A 16863-nucleotide genomic window follows, 5' to 3' on the forward strand; every position below is an offset into this window, starting at 1 on the left:
ACCGGCGACGCGCCCCACTCACGGAGGAACCCATGAGCATCGGTGACAAGCTGAGCAACAAGGCCGAGGACCTCGGCGGCAAGGCCAAGGAGGGCACCGGCAAGGCGACCGGTGACCGCAGCCTCGAGGCCGAGGGCAAGACCGACCAGTCGAAGGCCTCCCTCAAGGACGCCGGCGAGAAGGTCAAGGACGCGGCCAAGGACGTCAAGGACGGCCTGACCAAGTAGTCCAGCCGAACCCCAGCACCACCACCAGCACCACCAGGAACGCCGGCCCGGGGCCGGTACGCCGACCGGCGCCCGTGCGCCGATTGTCGCCGTACCGGCCCCGTCCCGTACGCTGGAGGCACGAACCCGCCCAGTCTTGCCTCGGGTTCCTGCGCACGGCCCCAGCCCTCTCGGAGCTGACGAGCCGACGCCCCTCCTTCGTGAGGTCCGCTTCCCCAGTCACGTCGCCGACGTGGCCAGCGTGGTGAGACAGCCACACGTGAGTGAATTGTCTTGTCTTCTGACACCCGTTCCACCGTCCCCTCCTTCGCCGAGCTCGGCGTTCCCGCCTCCCTGACCGCGCTCCTGACCGCGCAGGGCATCACCACCCCGACCCCCATCCAGGCAGCGACGCTGCCCGACTCGCTGGCCGGACGCGACGTCCTCGGCCGGGGCCGCACCGGCTCCGGCAAGACCTATGCCTTCCTGCTGCCGCTCGTCGCCCGCCTCGTGGCCTCCGGCCGCCCGGCGAGCAAGAACCAGCCCCGCGCGCTGATCATGGCGCCGACCCGCGAGCTCGTCGGCCAGATCCACGCCGCGCTCAAGCCGCTCGCCGAGTCCGCCGGGCTCACCTCGATGACCATCTTCGGTGGCGTGGGCCAGAACCCCCAGGTCGCGAACCTGCGCCGCGGCGCCGACATCGTGCTCGCCTGCCCCGGCCGGCTCGAGGACCTGATGCAGCAGGGTCACTGCGACCTGCGCAACATCGAGATCACCGTGCTCGACGAGGCCGACCACATGGCCGACCTGGGCTTCCTGCCCGCCGTCCGCCGGATCATGGACCGCACCCCGCAGGAGGGCCAGCGCCTGCTGTTCTCCGCGACGCTCGACAACGCGATCAACGTGCTGCTCAAGCGCTTCCTGCACTCCCCGGTGACCCACGAGGCCGACTCGGCGCAGTCGCCGGTCGGCACGATGGACCACCACGTCCTGCACATCGGCCGCGAGCACCGCGTCGGCGTGCTGGTCGACCTGACCAGCGCCCCCGGCCGCACGGTCGTCTTCACCCGCACCAAGCACGGCGCCAAGGCGCTCACCCGCCAGCTCAACAAGAGCGGCGTCCCCACGGTCGAGCTGCACGGCAACCTCAGCCAGAACGCCCGCACCCGCAACATGGACGCCTTCCACGCCGGCACCGCCTCGACCCTGGTCGCGACCGACATCGCCGCGCGCGGCATCCACGTCGACGACGTGGCGCTCGTCGTGCACGCCGACCCGCCGGTCGAGCACAAGGCCTACCTGCACCGCTCGGGCCGTACGGCGCGCGCCGGTGCCGCGGGCACCGTCATCACCCTGATGACCGACGACCAGGTGCGCGACGTGCGCGACCTGACCCGGGCGGCCGGCATCAAGGCGACCACCACCAAGTTCACCGGCTCCAGCCACCCGGTCCTGGCCCAGCTCGCCCCCGGCGAGCGGGTGCTCGTGCCCGGCGGCCTCGTCGTCGAGGGCTCCGGTGCCTCGGAGTCCAACCAGCGGGGCAACGGCTCCGGTGGCGGCCAGTCACGGGGCGGCTCGCGCCGCGGTCGCGGGGGCGCGGGCGGCGGTGCGGCCAAGGCCGCGTCGAAGTCCGGCAAGCCCGGCGGCAAGGGTGGCCAGCAGCGTTCGCAGGGCCAGTCCGGCGGTCCGTCCACCGGTGGGCAGGGGCGCTCGCGCCGCCGCCCGGCCGGCGTGGCCACCTCGGGTGGGAGCACGCACACCGCGGCGAGCTTCAGCTCGGGTCGTCGCTGACCCTCTGAGGTCGGCTGGGAGGCCGTCCGTACAGTCGATCGAGTCCTGCTCGAGCGAAGGAGTGATCCGGTGCGCACTTGGCTACAGCGGGCCCTGTGGGACGTCGTCCCCCGGGACCACCGCGAGAGCGCACCGGCGCTCCAACGCCGCCAGCTCGTCACGATCGGGTTCGTGGTGCTGGGCGGGCTGGTCCTCGGCTTCTCGCTGAGGATCGAGCCCGGCAGCAACTGGTTCTACGTCTCGACGATGGTCCTGGCGGCGGTCTGGACGGTGGGCGCGTTCGCCTCCGGGCCGCTGCACCTGGGCCGGATCGCCTACCCGTCCGGTGAGCGCCGCCCGGTCGTCACCCCGATCCTGCTGGGCCTCGGCCTCGCCGGGGTGTTCCTGCTCGGCGGGCTCGTCGTGCGGCAGATCCCGTTCCTCTACGACCAGGTCCAGTCGGTCCTCGACCACGCGGACGCCGGCTCGGTGCCGCTGCTGGTCGTCATCACCGTCGTCAACGGGATCGCCGAGGAGCTGTTCTTCCGCGGCGCGGCGTACGCCGCCACCACGCGCTACCCGGTGCCGGTCACCACGGTGGCCTACGCCATCGCGACGCTCGCGACCGGCAACGTGATGCTCTCCTTCGCCGCGCTGCTGCTCGGCGTGGTCGTCGGCCTGCAGCGCCGGGCGTCCGGGGGCATCCTCGGTCCCGTGCTCACGCACGTCACCTGGAGCGTCGCGATGCTGTTCCTGCTGCCCTGGCTCTTCGGCTGAGCGGCTACTTCGCGTCGCCCTCGGCGAGCGCGCGGCGCACCGCCTCCTCGTAGGACAGCGGCGCACCCGGCACGATCTCCTGGATCGAGCGGTCGGTGACGACCACCTCGACCCCCATCGAGTCGATCAGGTTGCGCCCGGTCGTCACGTCGACGTCGGTGACGAGGGCGAGCCAGTACGACGACAGCCGCGGCGTCAGCACCGGCACCTTCACGATCGCGACCTTCCGGCCGTTCATCTGCTGCGCCGCGACCTGGAGCATCTCGAGGTAGGTCATCGCCTCGGGACCGCCGATCTCGAAGACGCGGGAGTACGCCGCCTCCTCGCCCACGACGCCCGCGAGGTAGCGGACCACGTCGTCGAGCGCGATCGGCTGCGTGCGGGTGCCGACCCACTTGGGGACGACCATCGCCGGCAGGTTCTTGACCAGCTGGCGGGTGAGCTCCCACGAGATGCCGCCGGCGCCGACGACGATCGCGGCGCGGAGCACCGTGACGGGCACGCCGGCCTCGCCGAGCAGGCCCTCGACGTCGCGGCGCGAGCGCAGGTGCGCGGACAGGTCGTCGTCCTCGGCGCCGAGCCCGCCCATGTAGACGATCTGCTGCACCCCGGCCGCCGCGGCCGCGGCGCCGAAGCTGCGGGCCGCGTCGGCGTCCTTGCGCTCGAAGTCGGGGTCGTCGAGCGAGTGCACGAGGTAGATCGCGACGTCCGCGCCCGCCAGCGCCGCGTCCAGCGACGCCCGGTCACCCACGTCCGCACCGACCGCGGTCCCGGGGCCGTCGTACGACTCGGGCCGGCGCGTCATCGCCCGAACTTCCAGGCCCCGCTCGACGAGCTCGGGGACCAGGCGGCGTCCGATGAAGCCGGTGGCGCCGGTGACCAGCACGGTGCGGGAGTCGCTCATGGCGCCAGCGTAGGGGCAGGCACCCCACGGCGGGTGCGCTCCGCGATGCCTTCCCGCTTGGTCTCGTCCATGGCGCTCTCGTAGGCCTGCACGAGGCTCGCGATCGAGAGCGGCTTGAGCCGCTCGACGACCTCACGCACCCGCTCCGGCGAGGTGCCGGACTCCTTGTAGACCGGCCACGCCTTCGTGCGGAACACCTCGTAGAGCTCCTCGGCGATCGCGCGGCCGTGCGCGGCGTACACGTCGGCCGCGGCGAGCGCCGCCTCGGTCGGGAAGCCGAGGTCGAGCAGGCCGAGGCCGACCGAGAGCTGGGAGACCGCGACCTGGAAGCGCCCGCGGCGCACGGGGAAGACGACCCCGAGGGCGGCCAGCGTCGTCAGGTCCTCGTCGGTCAGCGGGCGGCCGGCGCGCTTGTCGAGGTCCGCGCGCGACATCTCGATCGGCGCCTCGTGCTGCCAGGGCGCCAGCATCGCGCGCTGGAGCGCGATGTCCTCGGGGGTCGCGTCGCGCGGGATGTTGGCGACGTACGTCGAGATCGCGGACAGCGTGAAGCCGTGGCTCTGCAGCTCCTGGACCAGCTCGAGCCGGGCCACGTGGTCGGGCGTGTAGTAGCCCGAGCGACCGCGCCGGATCGGCGGCGGCACCAGCCCCTTGGTCGTGTAGAAGCGGATGTTGCGCACGCTCATGCCGACGCGGTTGGTCAGCTCGTCGAGGGTGAGCAGCTCGCGCAGCGCGTCGACGCTCTCGTCGTCCATGGGCACTCCTTCTCGTGGCCGCGTCACCGTGGTGACCCAGACCACATCCACCCCGTCCTTGACCGTGACACCAATAGTGTCACAATCGATCTCGATACGGTCGCTGCGCGACCTACTCGATCACCGAAACGGGACGGTCCCTGCGACCTGCTCGATCACCGAAACGGGACGGTCGCTGCGCGACCTCCCGGTCTCCGAACCAACGCTAGGACGGTCATGGCAGAAGCATTCGTGTACGACCACATCCGCACGCCGCGCGGCAAGGGCAAGGCCGTCGGCACGCTGCACGAGGTCAAGCCCGTCGACCTCGTCGTCGGCCTGCTCGACGAGATCCAGGTCCGCAACCCCTCGCTCGACACGAACCGCATCGACGACGTCGTCCTGGGCGTCGTGTCGCCGGTCAGCGAGCAGGGTGGCGACATCGCCAAGACCGCCGCGCTGAAGGCGGGCTACCCCGAGACCGTGGCCGGCGTGCAGCTGAACCGCTTCTGCGCCTCCGGCCTCGAGGCCGTCAACCAGGCCGCCTCCCGCGTCCGCGGCGGCTTCGAGGACCTGATCCTCGCCGGCGGCGTCGAGTCGATGAGCCGCGTCCCGATGGGCTCCGACGGCGGCGCCTGGGCGTCCGACCCGGCCACCGCGCTGGCCACCGGCTTCGTGCCGCAGGGCATCGGCGCCGACCTGATCGCGACGCTCGGCGGCTGGAGCCGCAGCGACGTCGACGCGTACGCCGCGGAGTCGCACCACCGCGCCGCGAAGGCCTGGGCCAACGGCTACTTCGCCGACGCGGTCATCCCGGTCAGGGACCTCAACGGCCTCGTCGTGCTCGACCACGACGAGACGATCCGCCCCGACACCAGCCCCGAGGGCCTCGCCGGCCTCAAGCCGTCGTTCGCCGACATCGGCAAGGGTGCGGGCTTCGACGACGTGGCGCTGGAGAAGTACCACTGGGTCGAGCGGATCGACCACGTCCACCACGCCGGCAACTCCTCCGGCATTGTCGACGGCGCCGCGATCATGGCGATCGGCTCCGAGCAGGTCGGCACCGACCTCGGCCTGACCCCGCGCGCCCGGATCATCGCGACCGCCGTCTCCGGCGCCGACCCGACGATCATGCTGACCGGCCCCGCCCCGGCGGCCCGCAAGGCGCTGGCCAAGGCCGGCCTCGGCGTCGAGGACATCGACCTGTTCGAGATCAACGAGGCCTTCGCGGCCGTGGCCATGCGCTTCATGCAGGACATGGGCATCAGCCACGACATCACCAACGTCAACGGGGGCGCGATCGCGATGGGCCACCCGCTCGGCGCGACCGGCGCGATGATCCTCGGCACCCTCATCGACGAGCTCCAGCGCCGTGACCTGCGCCGCGGCCTCGCCACGCTCTGCGTCGGCGGCGGCATGGGCATCGCCACCATCGTCGAGCTCGTCTGAAAGCGAAGGACCCACCATGACCGAGACCCAGACCCAGAGCGCCGTCCGCTACGACCGTGACGCCGACGGCATCGTCACCCTCACGCTCGACGACCCGACGTCGAGCGCCAACACCATGAACGAGCTGTACCTCGACTCGATGAAGGCCGCGGTCGACCGGCTGTACGACGAGGAGGCCGACGTCACGGGCGTCGTCATCGCGAGCGCGAAGAAGACCTTCTTCGCCGGCGGCAACCTCAAGAACATGGTCCAGGCGACCAAGGACGACGCCGCCCAGATCTTCGCGATGGGCCAGGGCGTCAAGGACGGCCTGCGCCGCCTCGAGAAGTTCCCGAGGCCCGTGGTGGCCGCGATCAACGGCGCCGCGCTCGGCGGCGGCCTCGAGATCTGCCTGGCCTGCAACCACCGGATCCTCGTCGACGACAACAAGGTCGAGGTCGGCCTGCCCGAGGCGTCGCTCGGCCTGCTGCCCGGCGGCGGCGGGGTCACCCGCGTCGTCCGGATGCTCGGCATCCAGTCCGCGCTGATGGACGTGCTGCTCCAGGGCAGCCGCTTCAAGCCGGCCGCCGCGCTCGAGAAGGGCCTGGTCGACGAGCTCGTCGCCACCCGCGAGGAGCTCGTCCCCGCGGCCAAGGCGTGGATCAAGGCCAACCCCGACGCGGCCCAGAACCCGTGGGACGTCCAGGGCTACAAGATGCCCGGCGGCACGCCGAGCCACCCCAAGCTGGCGGCGTTCCTCCCGGCGTTCCCGGCGCTGCTGCGCCAGCAGACCAAGGGCGCGGTCTACCCGGCCCAGCGGGCGATCCTCTCGGCCGCGGTCGAGGGTGCCCAGGTCGACTTCGACACCGCCTCGCGGATCGAGTCGCGCTACCTGACGAACCTGATCGTCAACCAGAACTCCAAGAACATGATCCAGGCGTTCTTCTTCGACCTGCAGGCGATCAACTCCGGCTCGCTGCGGCCCGACGGCATCCCGCCGTACAAGGCCGTCAAGGTCGGCGTGCTCGGCGCCGGGATGATGGGCGCCGGCATCGCCTACTCCTGCGCCCGTGCGGGCATGCAGGTCGTGCTCAAGGACGTGGCCCAGGAGAGCGCCGACAAGGGCAAGGCCTACACCGAGAAGCTCAACGCCAAGGGCATCGAGCGCGGCAAGCTGACGCAGGAGAAGGCCGACGAGCTGCTCGGCCGGATCACCGCGACCGCCGACCCGGCGGACCTCGCCGGCTGCGACCTGGTGATCGAGGCTGTCTTCGAGGACCCGGCGCTCAAGGCCAAGGTCTTCGCCGAGATCGCGCCGTTCGTGAACCCGGACGCGCTGCTGTGCTCGAACACCTCGACGCTGCCGATCACCGAGCTCGCGACCGGCGTGGACCGGCCGAAGGACTTCATCGGACTGCACTTCTTCAGCCCGGTCGACAAGATGCCGCTCGTCGAGATCATCCGCGGCGCGGAGACGTCCGACGAGGCGCTGGCCAAGGCGTACGACGTCGTGCAGCAGATTCGCAAGACGCCGATCGTCGTCAACGACAGCCGTGGCTTCTACACCTCGCGGGTCATCGGGACGATGGTCAACGAGGGCCTCGCGATGCTCGCCGAGGGCGTGCACCCGGTGTCGCTCGAGCGGGCGGCGACCCAGGACGGCTACCCCGTCGGCACTCTGCAGCTCGCCGACGAGCTGAACATGGAGCTCTTCCAGAAGATCGCCAAGGCGTCGAAGGACGCCGTCGAGCGCGACGGCGGCACCTACACGCCGCACCCGGCCGAGGCCGTCGTGGCCACGATGGTCGACGGCGGTCGCCCGTCGCGGCTCAAGGGCGCGGGCTTCTACGAGTACGACGAGGCCGGCAAGCGCCAGGGCCTGTGGAAGGGCCTCGCCGAGACCTTCCCGGTCGCCGAGGAGCAGATCCCGTTCGAGGACGTCAAGGAGCGGCTGCTGTTCGTCGAGGCGCTCGAGACGGCCAAGTGCTTCGAGGAGGGCGTGCTCACCTCGGCCGCCGCCGCGAACATCGGCTCGATCATGGGCATCGGCTTCCCGCCGAACACCGGTGGTGCCGCACAGTTCATGACCGGCTACGAGGGTGCGGACGGCACCATCGGCCTCGCCGCGTTCGTCGCCCGGGCCGACGAGCTCGCCGCGTCGTACGGCGAGCGCTTCCAGGCGACGGCGTACCTCCGCGACCTCGCGTCGTCGGGGGGCTCCTTCCCTGCCTGACCGGTCACAGGATCGCCGAGTCGGCGCATCTGCAGACGGGCATCACCTCGAGTCGGCGCATCTGCCTCTGCAGATGCGCCGACTCGGCGTCGGGGCTGGGGCAGGATGAGCCCGTGAACTCGGGCAACTCGTCGCCGCAGCCGGCCGTCCCCCCGCCGGCCGCCCCCGTGCCGGTCGTCGACGTCCGCGGCCTGCACGTCCGGTTCGGCCAGGTCGAGGCGGTGGCGGGCATTGACCTCGCGGCGTACGCCGGCCAGGCGACCGCCCTGCTGGGCCGCAACGGCGCCGGCAAGTCCACGACGATGCGGGTGCTCGCCGGGGTGGTGCCGCCGACGGCCGGGTCGGTCACGCTGGCCGGGCACGACCTGGTGACCGCGACGCTGGCGGCCAAGCAGGCCAGCGGCTACTGCCCCGACGTCGGCGGGCTGGTGCCGCGCGCGACCGCCTGGGAGCACCTGCAGCTCTCGGCGCGGCTGCGACGCCTCACCGGCTGGGAGGAGCGCGGGCGCGACCTGCTCGAGCGCTTCGAGCTCGGCGACGCGGCGCACCGGGTGACCGGCGGCTACTCGCACGGGATGGGGCGCCGGCTGTCGGTCGTGCTCGCCGCCCTGCACGAGCCCGAGGTGCTGCTGCTCGACGAGCCCTTCGACGGCGTCGACCCGATCGGCGTCGAGGCGACCTTCGAGGTGATCGCCGACGCCCGCGCCCGCGGCGCCTGCGTGCTGGTCTCCACCCACCTGCGCGAGCTCGCGATCCAGGCCTGCGCCACGGTGCTCGTGCTCCGCGGCGGCTCCCGGGTCGCGACCCTCGACGCCGACGCCATGGTCGGCGAGGAGGGCGCGCGTGCCTACCGCAGCCTCCTCGACTGACCGGCTCGCACCGACCCGCCGCGCGGTCGCGGACGTCGGGCACCTGCTGCGCTTCCGCGCCCGGGCCGTACGCCGACGGGCGAGCGTCGTCCTGCTGGCCGCGACGTTCCTGGCCGTCACCGCGGCCGCCGCGGTGGTCCCGGCGCTCGTCCCGGGCGCCGCGGACGGGCCGCACGCGAGCGACGTGCGCCTGCTCCTGCCCAGCGGCCTCGCTGGCTTCCTCGCGCTGGCCGTGGTGTCGGCGGTCGCGTCGGGCGGCGGGCGCGAGCTGATCGCCCACGAGCACGCGGTCGTGCACCCGGTCAGCCCCACCACCGACCACCTCGGGGCGCTGCTGCTGGCCCCGCTCAACATCGCGTGGCTGCTGCAGGGCTGGCTGCTGCTCGGCAGCACGGCGTACGCCTTCGGGCCGGGCCGGCTCCTCCCCGCCCAGCTCGGCACCCTGCTGTGGCTCGCCGCCGCGACGGCGGTCGCGCAGGTCGTCGCGTGGAGCGTCGAGTGGGTGCGCCGCGGCCCGCACGGCGTCGCCACCGTCCGGGTGGCCGGGGTCGTGGTCGCGGCCGCGGTGCTGGTGCTCCAGGTGACCGGCCGGCTGACGGCCGTCCTGGACCGGATGCCGACGGTGGCGGTCGTGGCCGGCTACGTCGACGGGTTCTCGTGGCGCTGGCTCGCCACCGTCGGCGCCGAGGTCGCGCTCCTCGGCGCGGCCGTCGTGCTCGGCGCCGTGCCCGCCCATGCCGCGGCGCGCCGCACCCCCCGCGACGAGCTGCGTCTCGAGAGCGACCTCCACCCGGCCCGGCCGATGCCGCGCTCGCTTCTGGGTGCACTGCTGCGGACCGACCGGGCGTCGGTCTGGCGGGCGGTGCCGATGCGGCGCGGGCTCGCGGTGCTCGCGGTCGGGCCCGGCGTCGTGGCCATCATCGGCGACCTGCCGTGGCACGCGATGACCGTGCTGCCCGGGCTGGTCGCGTCGGGTGGCGCGCTGCTGTTCGGGGTGAACGCCTGGTGCCTCGACGGCCGCGGCGGCCTGTGGCGCGAGAGCCTCCCGGTCCCGGCGTCGACGGTGTTCGCTGCCCGCTCGCTCGTGCTCGGCGAGTTCCTGCTCGCCGCCTCGGCGGTGACGATCGCGCTGTCCTCGCTGCGCGCCGGCGTGCCGACGCCCAGCGAGGCGGCCGCGATGCTCGCCACCTCGGTCGTCGTGCTGGTCCAGGTCGTGGCCGCGGCGATGCGCTGGTCGGACCGTCGCCCGCTGGCCGTCGACCTGCGCTCGGCGCGCGCGACCCCGGCCCCGCCGCTGGCGATGGTCGGCTACTCGACCCGGCTGGCCGTCAGCACCACCGTCACGGGGCTGGTCTTCTCCGGCCTCGCCCGGGTCGACGACTGGTGGGTCGCCCCGCTCGTCGCCGTCACGTTCGTGGCCTGGTCGACCGCCCGCCTGCTCCGCACCCGGCGGCGCTGGCTCGACCCGGTCGCCCGGTCCCGGGTCGTCACCACCGTCGCCGCCTGAGCCGTGGAGACGCGACGGGTCGGCGTCAGGCCGACTCGAACCAGGGGTGCCGCAGGTCGAGGAACATCGCGCCGGCCATCGCCGTCTCGAGCGTCGAGCGCAGGTCGTCGGGCATCTGGGCGGCCATCACCTGCTCGCCCTGCCGGGCGCTCTCCTCGTCGGTGAAGGCGACGGTCTCGGTGAACGTGCCGTCGTCCTCGACCGCGAGCGTCGCGCCGAGGATCTCGGGGCGCATCTGGTGCAGCAGGTCGGCGTCGGTCATCAGGGCCTTGAGCCGCTCCGGCTCGTCGACGCGGCCGCGGATCACCTGGACGAAGCCGGCCGTGTCGGAGCCGCCGCCCATCATCAGGGTGACGTCGTCGCAGTCGTGGAACTCGACCGGCCCGTCCATCAGCGCCATCATCCGCTCGGCCCACACCCCCTGCTCCGGCCGCGCGGAGTTCCGCATCGCGGCCTCACGCGACTCGAACCGCACCACCCCGACGAACAGGTCGTCGTCGGTGAAGCCGTAGGTCCCGCCGAGCCAGCCGTCCGCGCTGGGCCCGAGCTCGTCGCGCCACCGCTCCGCCATCGCGCGGAGCTCGTCCTGCCTGGTGCACCTGCCCTGGATGATCTGGATGAACACGGTCGCCTCCCTGGTCCGCGGGCCGGTGGCGACCCGACCTTCCGACGCTAGGACCGGCCCCGCCGAGCGTCCATGACCCCTTCGGGCTGGCCCGACCGGCTCAGCGGGACAGGGACTCCCGGGCGCACGAGGTCTGCGCCTGCGTGAAGCGCTCCACCGCGGCCGCGCCGAAGTCGCCCTCGAGCGTCGCGACCTGCGCCGCCCGCAGCTCGTCGTCGGAGAGCGCGTCGCGCAGGCAGGCGGCGTACCCCTCGGTGTCGATCGCGCCGTGCGTCACCTTCGCCTGCGCACGGGCCGAGGCGTCCACCAGGTCCACGCAGCCGGCCTGGGCGTCCACCCAGGTCTCGGCCATCGGCTCCGGGAGGGCCGGGAGCGTGGTCACGACGGCGTACGACGCGTCGAGCACGCCCGCGTCCCGCAGCTGCTCCGGGGTGGCGCGGGCGGCCAGCTCGCGCGCGAAGCACGCACCGTCCTCGCGGTCCTGCGCGCTGGGGTGGTCGCCGGCGAAGAGCGCCGCCAGGCCCGTCCGGATCGCCTCCCGGTCGGCGCCCCCACCGTCAGCGGGGGAGGAAGCAGGGGAAGCAGCGGAAGCCGCCGGCGTGGCCGGGGCGTCGTCACCGCCGCCGCACCCGCCCACGAGCAGGACCAGCAGCAGGAGCGGTGCGAGCAGGCGGGTCACCCGCCCAGCATCCCATCGCGCTCCCACTACTGTGCCCGACATGGACTTCTCCCCTTCCCCGCGCGCCGCCGACCTGACCGCCCGGGTGGCGGCGTTCCTGCGCGAGGAGGTCGAGCCGGTCGAGGCGGCCTACCACCACGACCTCGCCGAGCTCCGCCGCACGGGCGACCCGTGGCGGCCGCTCCCGGTGCTCGAGGAGCTCAAGGCGAAGGCCCGCGCGCAGGGCCTGTGGAACCTCTTCCTGCCCGCCGAGCACGCGGGGGAGTACGCCGCCCGCTTCGGCACCGACGGCGGGGTCGGGCTGAGCAACGTCGACTACGCCCCGATCGCCGAGCTGACCGGTCGCTCCGCGATTGCCCCGCTCGTCCTCAACTGCAACGCCCCGGACACCGGCAACATGGAGGTGCTGCTGCGCTACGGCTCGGACGCCCAGCGCGAGCAGTGGCTCGAGCCGCTGCTCGACGGCCGGATCCGCTCGGCCTTCGCGATGACCGAGCCCGGCGTCGCGTCCTCCGACGCCACCAACATGGAGGCGACCGCGGTCGTCGACGGCGACGAGATGGTCGTCAACGGGCGCAAGTGGTGGTCGACCGGCGTCGGCAACCCCGACTGCAAGGTCCTGGTGTTCATGGGGCTCACGAACCCCGACGCCGACCGCCACCACCGGCACTCGATGGTGCTGGTGCCGATGGACGCCCCCGGCGTGAAGGTCGAGCGGCTGCTCAACACGATGGGGCTGTACGACGAGCCCCTCGGCCACGGCGAGCTGTCCTTCACCGACGTCCGGGTGCCGCTGGACAACGTCATCAGCGGGCCGGGCATGGCCTTCGAGATCGCCCAGGGGCGGCTGGGTCCGGGCCGGGTCCACCACTGCATGCGGCTGATCGGCCTGGCCGAGCTCGCCCTCGAGCTGGCCTGCACGCGGGCCCTGGGCCGGTCGGCGTTCGGCAAGCCGATCGCCAACCTCGGGGGCAACCGCGAGCGGATCGCGGACGCCCGGATCGCCATCGACCAGGCCCGGCTGCTGGTGCTGAACGCCGCCTGGAAGCTCGACGTCGGCGGCTCCCCCCACGCGCTCTCCGAGGTCTCGCAGATCAAGGTCGCGGTGCCGAACATGGCCCAGCAGGTCATCGACATGGCCATGCAGATCCACGGCGGCGGCGGGCTCTCCGACGACTTCCCGCTGGCCGGCGCCTGGACCGCGGCCCGCTCGCTGCGGCTGGCCGACGGGCCCGACGAGGTGCACCGCGGCGTGGTCGCCCGCCTCGAGCTCGGCAAGTACGGCGCGACCCGATGAGCGACGCCGGGAGCCGCCCCACCGACGCCGGCAACCCCGCCAGGCCTGTCCGCGACGAGGACGCCTTCGATGTCGAGGCGGTCGCGGCCTGGCTGCGCGAGCACGCCACGGCGTACCACGACGACCTCGTCGGCACCCCCGAGGTCCGCCAGTTCCCCGGCGGGGCGTCCAACCTGACCTACCTCCTGCGGTACCCCACCCGCGACCTGATCCTGCGCCGCCCGCCCCGGGGCGCGAAGGCGAGGAGCGCGCACGACATGGGTCGCGAGTTCCGCATCCAGTCGGCCCTCGCCCCGGTCTTCCCCTACGTCCCGGCGATGGTCGGCTACTGCCAGGACGAGTCGGTCATCGGCTCGGACTTCTACGTCATGGAGCGCATCGACGGCACCATCCTCCGCCACGACCTGCCCGCGCCGATGACCCCCGAGGAGGCGTCGACGCTGTGCCAGCACGCCCTCGACGTGCTCGTCGCCCTGCACGAGGTGGACGTCGAGGCCCACGAGGAGCTGGCCGCGCTCGGCCGCGGCGAGGGGTACGTCGCACGTCAGGTCGCCGGCTGGACCGACCGCTTCGCGAAGGCCCGCACCGACGACACCGGCGACTGGTCGGACATCGTGGCCTGGCTCGAGGAGCACCGGCCCGACGACGTCGCACAGGTGCTGATCCACAACGACTTCCGCCTCGACAACATGGTGCTCGACCCCGAGGACCGGCTCACCGTGATCGGGGTCCTCGACTGGGAGATGGCCACGGTCGGCGACCCGCTGACCGACCTCGGCGGGATGCTGTCCTACTGGGTCGAGGCCGGCGACGACGAGTTCTTCCAGATGTTCCGCCGCCAGCCGTCGACCGAGCCGGGCATGTGGACGCGCCAGGAGTTCGTCGAGCGCTACTGCGCCCGCACCGGCCACGTCGTCACCCCCGAGCAGTGGCGCTTCTACGAGGTGCTGGGGCTGTTCCGGCTCGCGGTGATCGCCCAGCAGATCTGGTACCGCTACGCCCACGGCCAGACCACGAACGAGGCGTACGCCGTGTTCGGACCCGCCGTGGCCGTGCTCGAGGCCCGGTGCCGCTCGCGGATCGCCGGCGCCGACGGGGCGGGCGCCTGATGGGCGTCGTGCTGCTGGTCCGCCACGGCCAGGCGTCCTTCGGGGCCGAGGACTACGACGTGCTCTCGGAGACCGGCTGGGAGCAGGCCCGCCTGCTCGGCCGGCACCTCGCCGCGGCCGGGGTCCGTCCGGACGCGGTCGTGCGCGGCGGGATGCGCCGGCACCGCGAGACCGCCGAGGGGCTGCTCGAGGGCGCGGGCTGGACGACGCCGCCCGAGGAGGACACCGACTGGGACGAGTTCGACCACCTCGGGGTCGTGGCGGCGTACCCCGACCTCCCCACCCACGAGCTGGACCGCCGCGAGTTCCAGCACGTCTTCGAGCTCGCGACGGCGCGCTGGACCAGCGGCGAGCACGACGCGGACTACCCGGAGCCGTTCGGCGGCTTCAGCGGTCGCGTCGGCGCCGCCCTCGCCCGCGCGCAGGAGCGGGCCGGCTCGGGGAGGACCGTGGTGGTGATCAGCTCCGGCGGCCCGATCGCCGCCTGCTGCGGGGCCCTCGTCGCCCCGGAGCCGACCGGGGAGCCCGACCCGGCCCTCACCTGGGCGCTCTGGGGCCGCTTCAACACCGTCGTGGTCAACACCTCGGTCACCCGCGTGGTCGTCGGCTCGACCGGCGCCCGGCTGCTCACCTTCAACGAGCACGCCCACCTCGCGGGCGACACCCTCACCTACCGCTAGGACCCGATGACGACGCTCCGCACCTTCGGCCGCCTGCTGCTCGCGACGATCCTGCTCGTCGCCGGCGTCGCCCACCTCGTCGACACCGCCGAGTTCCTCGGCCAGGTGCCCGGCCGGCTGCCCGCCCGCGACGCGGTCGTGGTGGTCTCGGGGCTGGTCGAGATCGTCCTGGGCGCCGCGCTGGCCGGCGCCCGTGGCCGCACCCTCGCGTGCGTCGGCGTCGTGGTCGCGGCGTTCTTCGTGCTGGTGTTCCCCGGCAACATCAACCAGTACGTCGTGGGCTCGGACTCGTTCGGCCTCGACACCGACGCGAAGCGGCTCGCGCGGCTGCCGTTCCAGGTGTCGCTGGTCGCGCTGGCGCTGGCGACGACCGGTGCCTGGGGGCTGCTCCGCGAGCGGTGGCAGCGCCGGCGCTGAGCCGTCCGCCGCTAGACCATCCGCCGGAAGAGCGGCAGCGGCGCGTGCTTCATCACGACCGACAGCGGCGCCCACGGCAGGGCCGGGACGCAGGCCGAGGCCTTCTCCTTCTCGATGGCGTCGACCATCGCGCGCACACCCTTCTCGGTCGAGACCATCATCGGCTGCTCGGAGGGGACCTGGTCGTTCATCTCCGAGGCGATGTACCCGGGGTAGATGACCGTCACCGAGATCGGCTTCCCGTGCAGCTCGTGGCGCAGCCCCTCGGCGAGGTGCGCGACGCCGGCCTTGGTGGCGGCGTACGTCGTCATCGACTTCGGCAGCCCGCGCATCGCCGACATCGAGGAGATCATCACGAAGTGGCCGGCGTTCTGGGCGCGGAAGATCTCCATCGCGGCCTCCGACTGCGTCAGGGCGGCGACGAAGTTGGTCATCGCCGTCTCCCGGTTGGCGGCGTGGCCGCCGGTGCCGAGCGGGGCGCCCTTGCCGAGGCCCGCGTTGACGATGATCCGGTCGAGCGTGCCGAAGTCGTCGCGGAAGGCCCGGAAGACCGCGAAGACCTCCTCGTCGTCGTTGACGTCGAGCGCGCGGATCTCCACCCGTCGGTCGGGGTGCGCGGCGAGGATCTCGGCGCGCAGCTCCTCGAGCCGCTCGAGGCGCCGGGCGCAGAGGGCGAGGTCGTGGCCGGCGGCGGCGAACTGGCGGGCCATCTCGGCACCCAGCCCGGCGGAGGCCCCGGTGATCAGGATCGTCTTCGACATGCCCCGAGTCTGACGCAGGCCGGTGCGGAACGCCGCAGGGGCGCCGCGGCCATGGCCACGACGCCCCTGCGGGAGGTGCGGGAGGAGCGGGTCAGCCCTTGGGCTGGTTGACCACGACCGTGCCGAGGACCTTGTCGGCGAACGTCTGCCGCTTGGAGTCCCACAGCGGCCACAGGTAGCCGATGTAGCAGGGGATCGAGTCGAGGATGTGCGCGATGTAGCGGACGAACGCCATGCCGGCGCCGATCGGCTGACCGGTGTCGGCCTTGACCAGCTTGATGCCGAGGACGCCCTTGCCGATCGAGTAGCCGGTCTTGCCGCCCTTGAGGCAGGTGTTCCAGATGAAGAAGCCGAGGCCGGTGAGGAGCCCGATCAGGATCAGGATCGTGGAGCCCGCGCCGCCGTTCATCGTCGTCGTCGTGAGGCCGGTGTTCGGGTCCCGCGTCGTCTCGGCCGAGCCGGCCAGGATGCCGTAGCCGATCCAGGCGGGGATCGCGGCGAGCGAGGTCAGGATGCCGTCGACCAGGTAGGCGCCCACGCGCTTGGGCCAGCCGGCGTAGTCGAAGCCGGTCGTGGCGGCGCCGTAGCCCTGCGCGCCGTACGCCGGCGGCTGGCCGTACGGGTTGGCGTTCGGGTCGGGCTGCTGGCCGTATGGGTTCGGCTGGGCGTTGGGGTCCTGCGGCGGATTCCCGTAGTCGGACATGTGCTCCCCCTTCAAGGGTGGTTCAGGTGGGCGTCAGCGTAGTGATGCCGAGGCGCTGGGGTGATGCCCTCGGCGCGAACCGGCAAACGTGTCGACCGGGCATTTCTGGGCGACGGGGGATGCATACGTGGTATACATACTCGGTATCCACCGCCACGGGGGCG

General features: G+C 72.8%; 17 protein-coding genes. 11 read left to right on the top strand and 6 right to left on the bottom strand.

The annotated features are described in order from the left end of the window. The first annotated feature begins 32 nt into the window (after positions 1–32). The 3 genes from H5V45_RS12115 to H5V45_RS12125 all read left to right on the top strand — a co-directional run bounded on the left by H5V45_RS12115 (position 33) and on the right by H5V45_RS12125 (position 2753). Positions 33–227 carry a CsbD family protein gene (locus H5V45_RS12115; RefSeq protein WP_185253155.1) on the top strand — a complete coding sequence of 65 codons (195 nt, stop codon included), beginning with the start codon at positions 33–35 and terminating at the stop codon, positions 225–227. A gap of 273 nt (positions 228–500) precedes the next feature. Next, a complete protein-coding gene (locus H5V45_RS12120; protein WP_185253156.1) occupies positions 501–1997 on the top strand; it encodes a DEAD/DEAH box helicase in 1497 nt (498 codons plus the stop codon). Between the two features lie 69 nt (positions 1998–2066). Further along, the gene (locus tag H5V45_RS12125) at positions 2067–2753 is read left to right on the top strand and encodes a CPBP family glutamic-type intramembrane protease (RefSeq protein ID WP_185253157.1); all 687 of its coding nucleotides are present in this window, start codon (positions 2067–2069) and stop codon (positions 2751–2753) included. Positions 2754–2757: 4 nt separating this feature from the next. On the opposite strand, the gene H5V45_RS12130 is transcribed toward H5V45_RS12125, so the two are convergent. Both H5V45_RS12130 and H5V45_RS12135 read right to left on the bottom strand, forming a co-directional pair. Beyond that, on the bottom strand, positions 2758–3657 hold the full coding sequence (locus tag H5V45_RS12130) for an NAD(P)H-binding protein (RefSeq protein WP_185253158.1): 900 nt from the start codon (positions 3655–3657) through the stop codon (positions 2758–2760). After that, entirely contained in the window at positions 3654–4412 is a 759-nt protein-coding gene (locus H5V45_RS12135) for a MerR family transcriptional regulator (protein WP_185253159.1), read from the bottom strand. Before H5V45_RS12135 ends, H5V45_RS12130 begins: the two co-directional genes overlap by 4 nt. A 216-nt stretch (positions 4413–4628) precedes the next feature. Here H5V45_RS12135 and H5V45_RS12140 point away from each other — a divergent pair, with 216 nt between their 5' ends. The 4 genes from H5V45_RS12140 (at position 4629) to H5V45_RS12155 (ending at position 10428) form a co-directional block, all read left to right on the top strand. Continuing rightward, entirely contained in the window at positions 4629–5840 is a 1212-nt protein-coding gene (locus H5V45_RS12140) for an acetyl-CoA C-acetyltransferase (protein ID WP_185253160.1), read from the top strand. Between the two features lie 16 nt (positions 5841–5856). Continuing rightward, on the top strand, positions 5857–8052 hold the full coding sequence (locus H5V45_RS12145; protein WP_185253161.1) for a 3-hydroxyacyl-CoA dehydrogenase NAD-binding domain-containing protein: 2196 nt from the start codon (positions 5857–5859) through the stop codon (positions 8050–8052). Positions 8053–8165: 113 nt separating this feature from the next. Next, positions 8166–8921, top strand: a complete 756-nt coding sequence (locus tag H5V45_RS12150) for an ABC transporter ATP-binding protein (RefSeq protein ID WP_343061538.1) — start codon at positions 8166–8168, stop codon at positions 8919–8921. After that, positions 8896–10428 (top strand): hypothetical protein, encoded by a 1533-nt coding sequence (locus tag H5V45_RS12155; protein ID WP_185253162.1) that lies wholly within the window; start codon positions 8896–8898, stop codon positions 10426–10428. The genes H5V45_RS12150 and H5V45_RS12155 overlap by 26 nt, the downstream gene beginning before the upstream one ends. Before the next feature lie 25 nt (positions 10429–10453). On the opposite strand, the gene H5V45_RS12160 is transcribed toward H5V45_RS12155, so the two are convergent. Together H5V45_RS12160 and H5V45_RS12165 are read right to left on the bottom strand one after the other, a co-directional pair. Continuing rightward, positions 10454–11053, bottom strand: a complete 600-nt coding sequence (locus tag H5V45_RS12160) for a hypothetical protein (protein ID WP_185253163.1) — start codon at positions 11051–11053, stop codon at positions 10454–10456. Between the two features lie 100 nt (positions 11054–11153). Beyond that, complete coding sequence (locus tag H5V45_RS12165; RefSeq protein WP_185253164.1) at positions 11154–11732, bottom strand: hypothetical protein; 579 nt, start codon at positions 11730–11732, stop codon at positions 11154–11156. A 40-nt stretch (positions 11733–11772) separates the two neighbouring features. Between H5V45_RS12165 and H5V45_RS12170 the strand changes: the two genes are divergently transcribed. From H5V45_RS12170 to H5V45_RS12185, 4 genes are read left to right on the top strand one after another with little or no spacing between them, the layout of a single operon-like run. Continuing rightward, entirely contained in the window at positions 11773–13029 is a 1257-nt protein-coding gene (locus tag H5V45_RS12170; RefSeq protein WP_185253165.1) for an acyl-CoA dehydrogenase family protein, read from the top strand. Further along, positions 13026–14138 carry a phosphotransferase family protein gene (locus H5V45_RS12175; protein WP_185253166.1) on the top strand — a complete coding sequence of 371 codons (1113 nt, stop codon included), beginning with the start codon at positions 13026–13028 and terminating at the stop codon, positions 14136–14138. Before H5V45_RS12170 ends, H5V45_RS12175 begins: the two co-directional genes overlap by 4 nt. Then, entirely contained in the window at positions 14138–14818 is a 681-nt protein-coding gene (locus H5V45_RS12180; protein WP_185253167.1) for a histidine phosphatase family protein, read from the top strand. Before H5V45_RS12175 ends, H5V45_RS12180 begins: the two co-directional genes overlap by 1 nt. Positions 14819–14824: 6 nt before the next feature. Next, positions 14825–15235, top strand: a complete 411-nt coding sequence (locus H5V45_RS12185; RefSeq protein ID WP_185253168.1) for a DoxX family protein — start codon at positions 14825–14827, stop codon at positions 15233–15235. An 11-nt stretch (positions 15236–15246) separates the two neighbouring features. Here H5V45_RS12185 and H5V45_RS12190 read toward each other — a convergent pair whose 3' ends face one another. Together H5V45_RS12190 and H5V45_RS12195 are read right to left on the bottom strand one after the other, a co-directional pair. Continuing rightward, complete coding sequence (locus H5V45_RS12190; RefSeq protein WP_185253169.1) at positions 15247–15996, bottom strand: SDR family oxidoreductase; 750 nt, start codon at positions 15994–15996, stop codon at positions 15247–15249. A 91-nt stretch (positions 15997–16087) separates the two neighbouring features. Beyond that, positions 16088–16699 carry an RDD family protein gene (locus H5V45_RS12195; RefSeq protein WP_185253170.1) on the bottom strand — a complete coding sequence of 204 codons (612 nt, stop codon included), beginning with the start codon at positions 16697–16699 and terminating at the stop codon, positions 16088–16090. Between the last annotated feature and the right edge of the window lie 164 nt (positions 16700–16863).

The organism is Nocardioides luti (assembly GCF_014212315.1).
Taxonomy (GTDB): Bacteria; Actinomycetota; Actinomycetes; order Propionibacteriales; family Nocardioidaceae; genus Nocardioides; species Nocardioides luti.

Bases quoted from the DNA above. Each gene is read 5' to 3' on its own strand.
- H5V45_RS12195 (WP_185253170.1), bottom strand. From the start codon at position 16,699: ATGTCCGACTACGGGAATCCGCCGCAGGACCCCAACGCCCAGCCGAAC.
- H5V45_RS12130 (WP_185253158.1), bottom strand. From the start codon at position 3,657: ATGAGCGACTCCCGCACCGTGCTGGTCACCGGCGCCACCGGCTTCATC.
- H5V45_RS12135 (WP_185253159.1), bottom strand. From the start codon at position 4,412: ATGGACGACGAGAGCGTCGACGCGCTGCGCGAGCTGCTCACCCTCGAC.
- H5V45_RS12185 (WP_185253168.1), top strand. From the start codon at position 14,825: ATGACGACGCTCCGCACCTTCGGCCGCCTGCTGCTCGCGACGATCCTG.
- H5V45_RS12170 (WP_185253165.1), top strand. From the start codon at position 11,773: ATGGACTTCTCCCCTTCCCCGCGCGCCGCCGACCTGACCGCCCGGGTG.
- H5V45_RS12175 (WP_185253166.1), top strand. From the start codon at position 13,026: ATGAGCGACGCCGGGAGCCGCCCCACCGACGCCGGCAACCCCGCCAGG.
- H5V45_RS12140 (WP_185253160.1), top strand. From the start codon at position 4,629: ATGGCAGAAGCATTCGTGTACGACCACATCCGCACGCCGCGCGGCAAG.
- H5V45_RS12145 (WP_185253161.1), top strand. From the start codon at position 5,857: ATGACCGAGACCCAGACCCAGAGCGCCGTCCGCTACGACCGTGACGCC.
- H5V45_RS12190 (WP_185253169.1), bottom strand. From the start codon at position 15,996: ATGTCGAAGACGATCCTGATCACCGGGGCCTCCGCCGGGCTGGGTGCC.
- H5V45_RS12115 (WP_185253155.1), top strand. From the start codon at position 33: ATGAGCATCGGTGACAAGCTGAGCAACAAGGCCGAGGACCTCGGCGGC.
- H5V45_RS12180 (WP_185253167.1), top strand. From the start codon at position 14,138: ATGGGCGTCGTGCTGCTGGTCCGCCACGGCCAGGCGTCCTTCGGGGCC.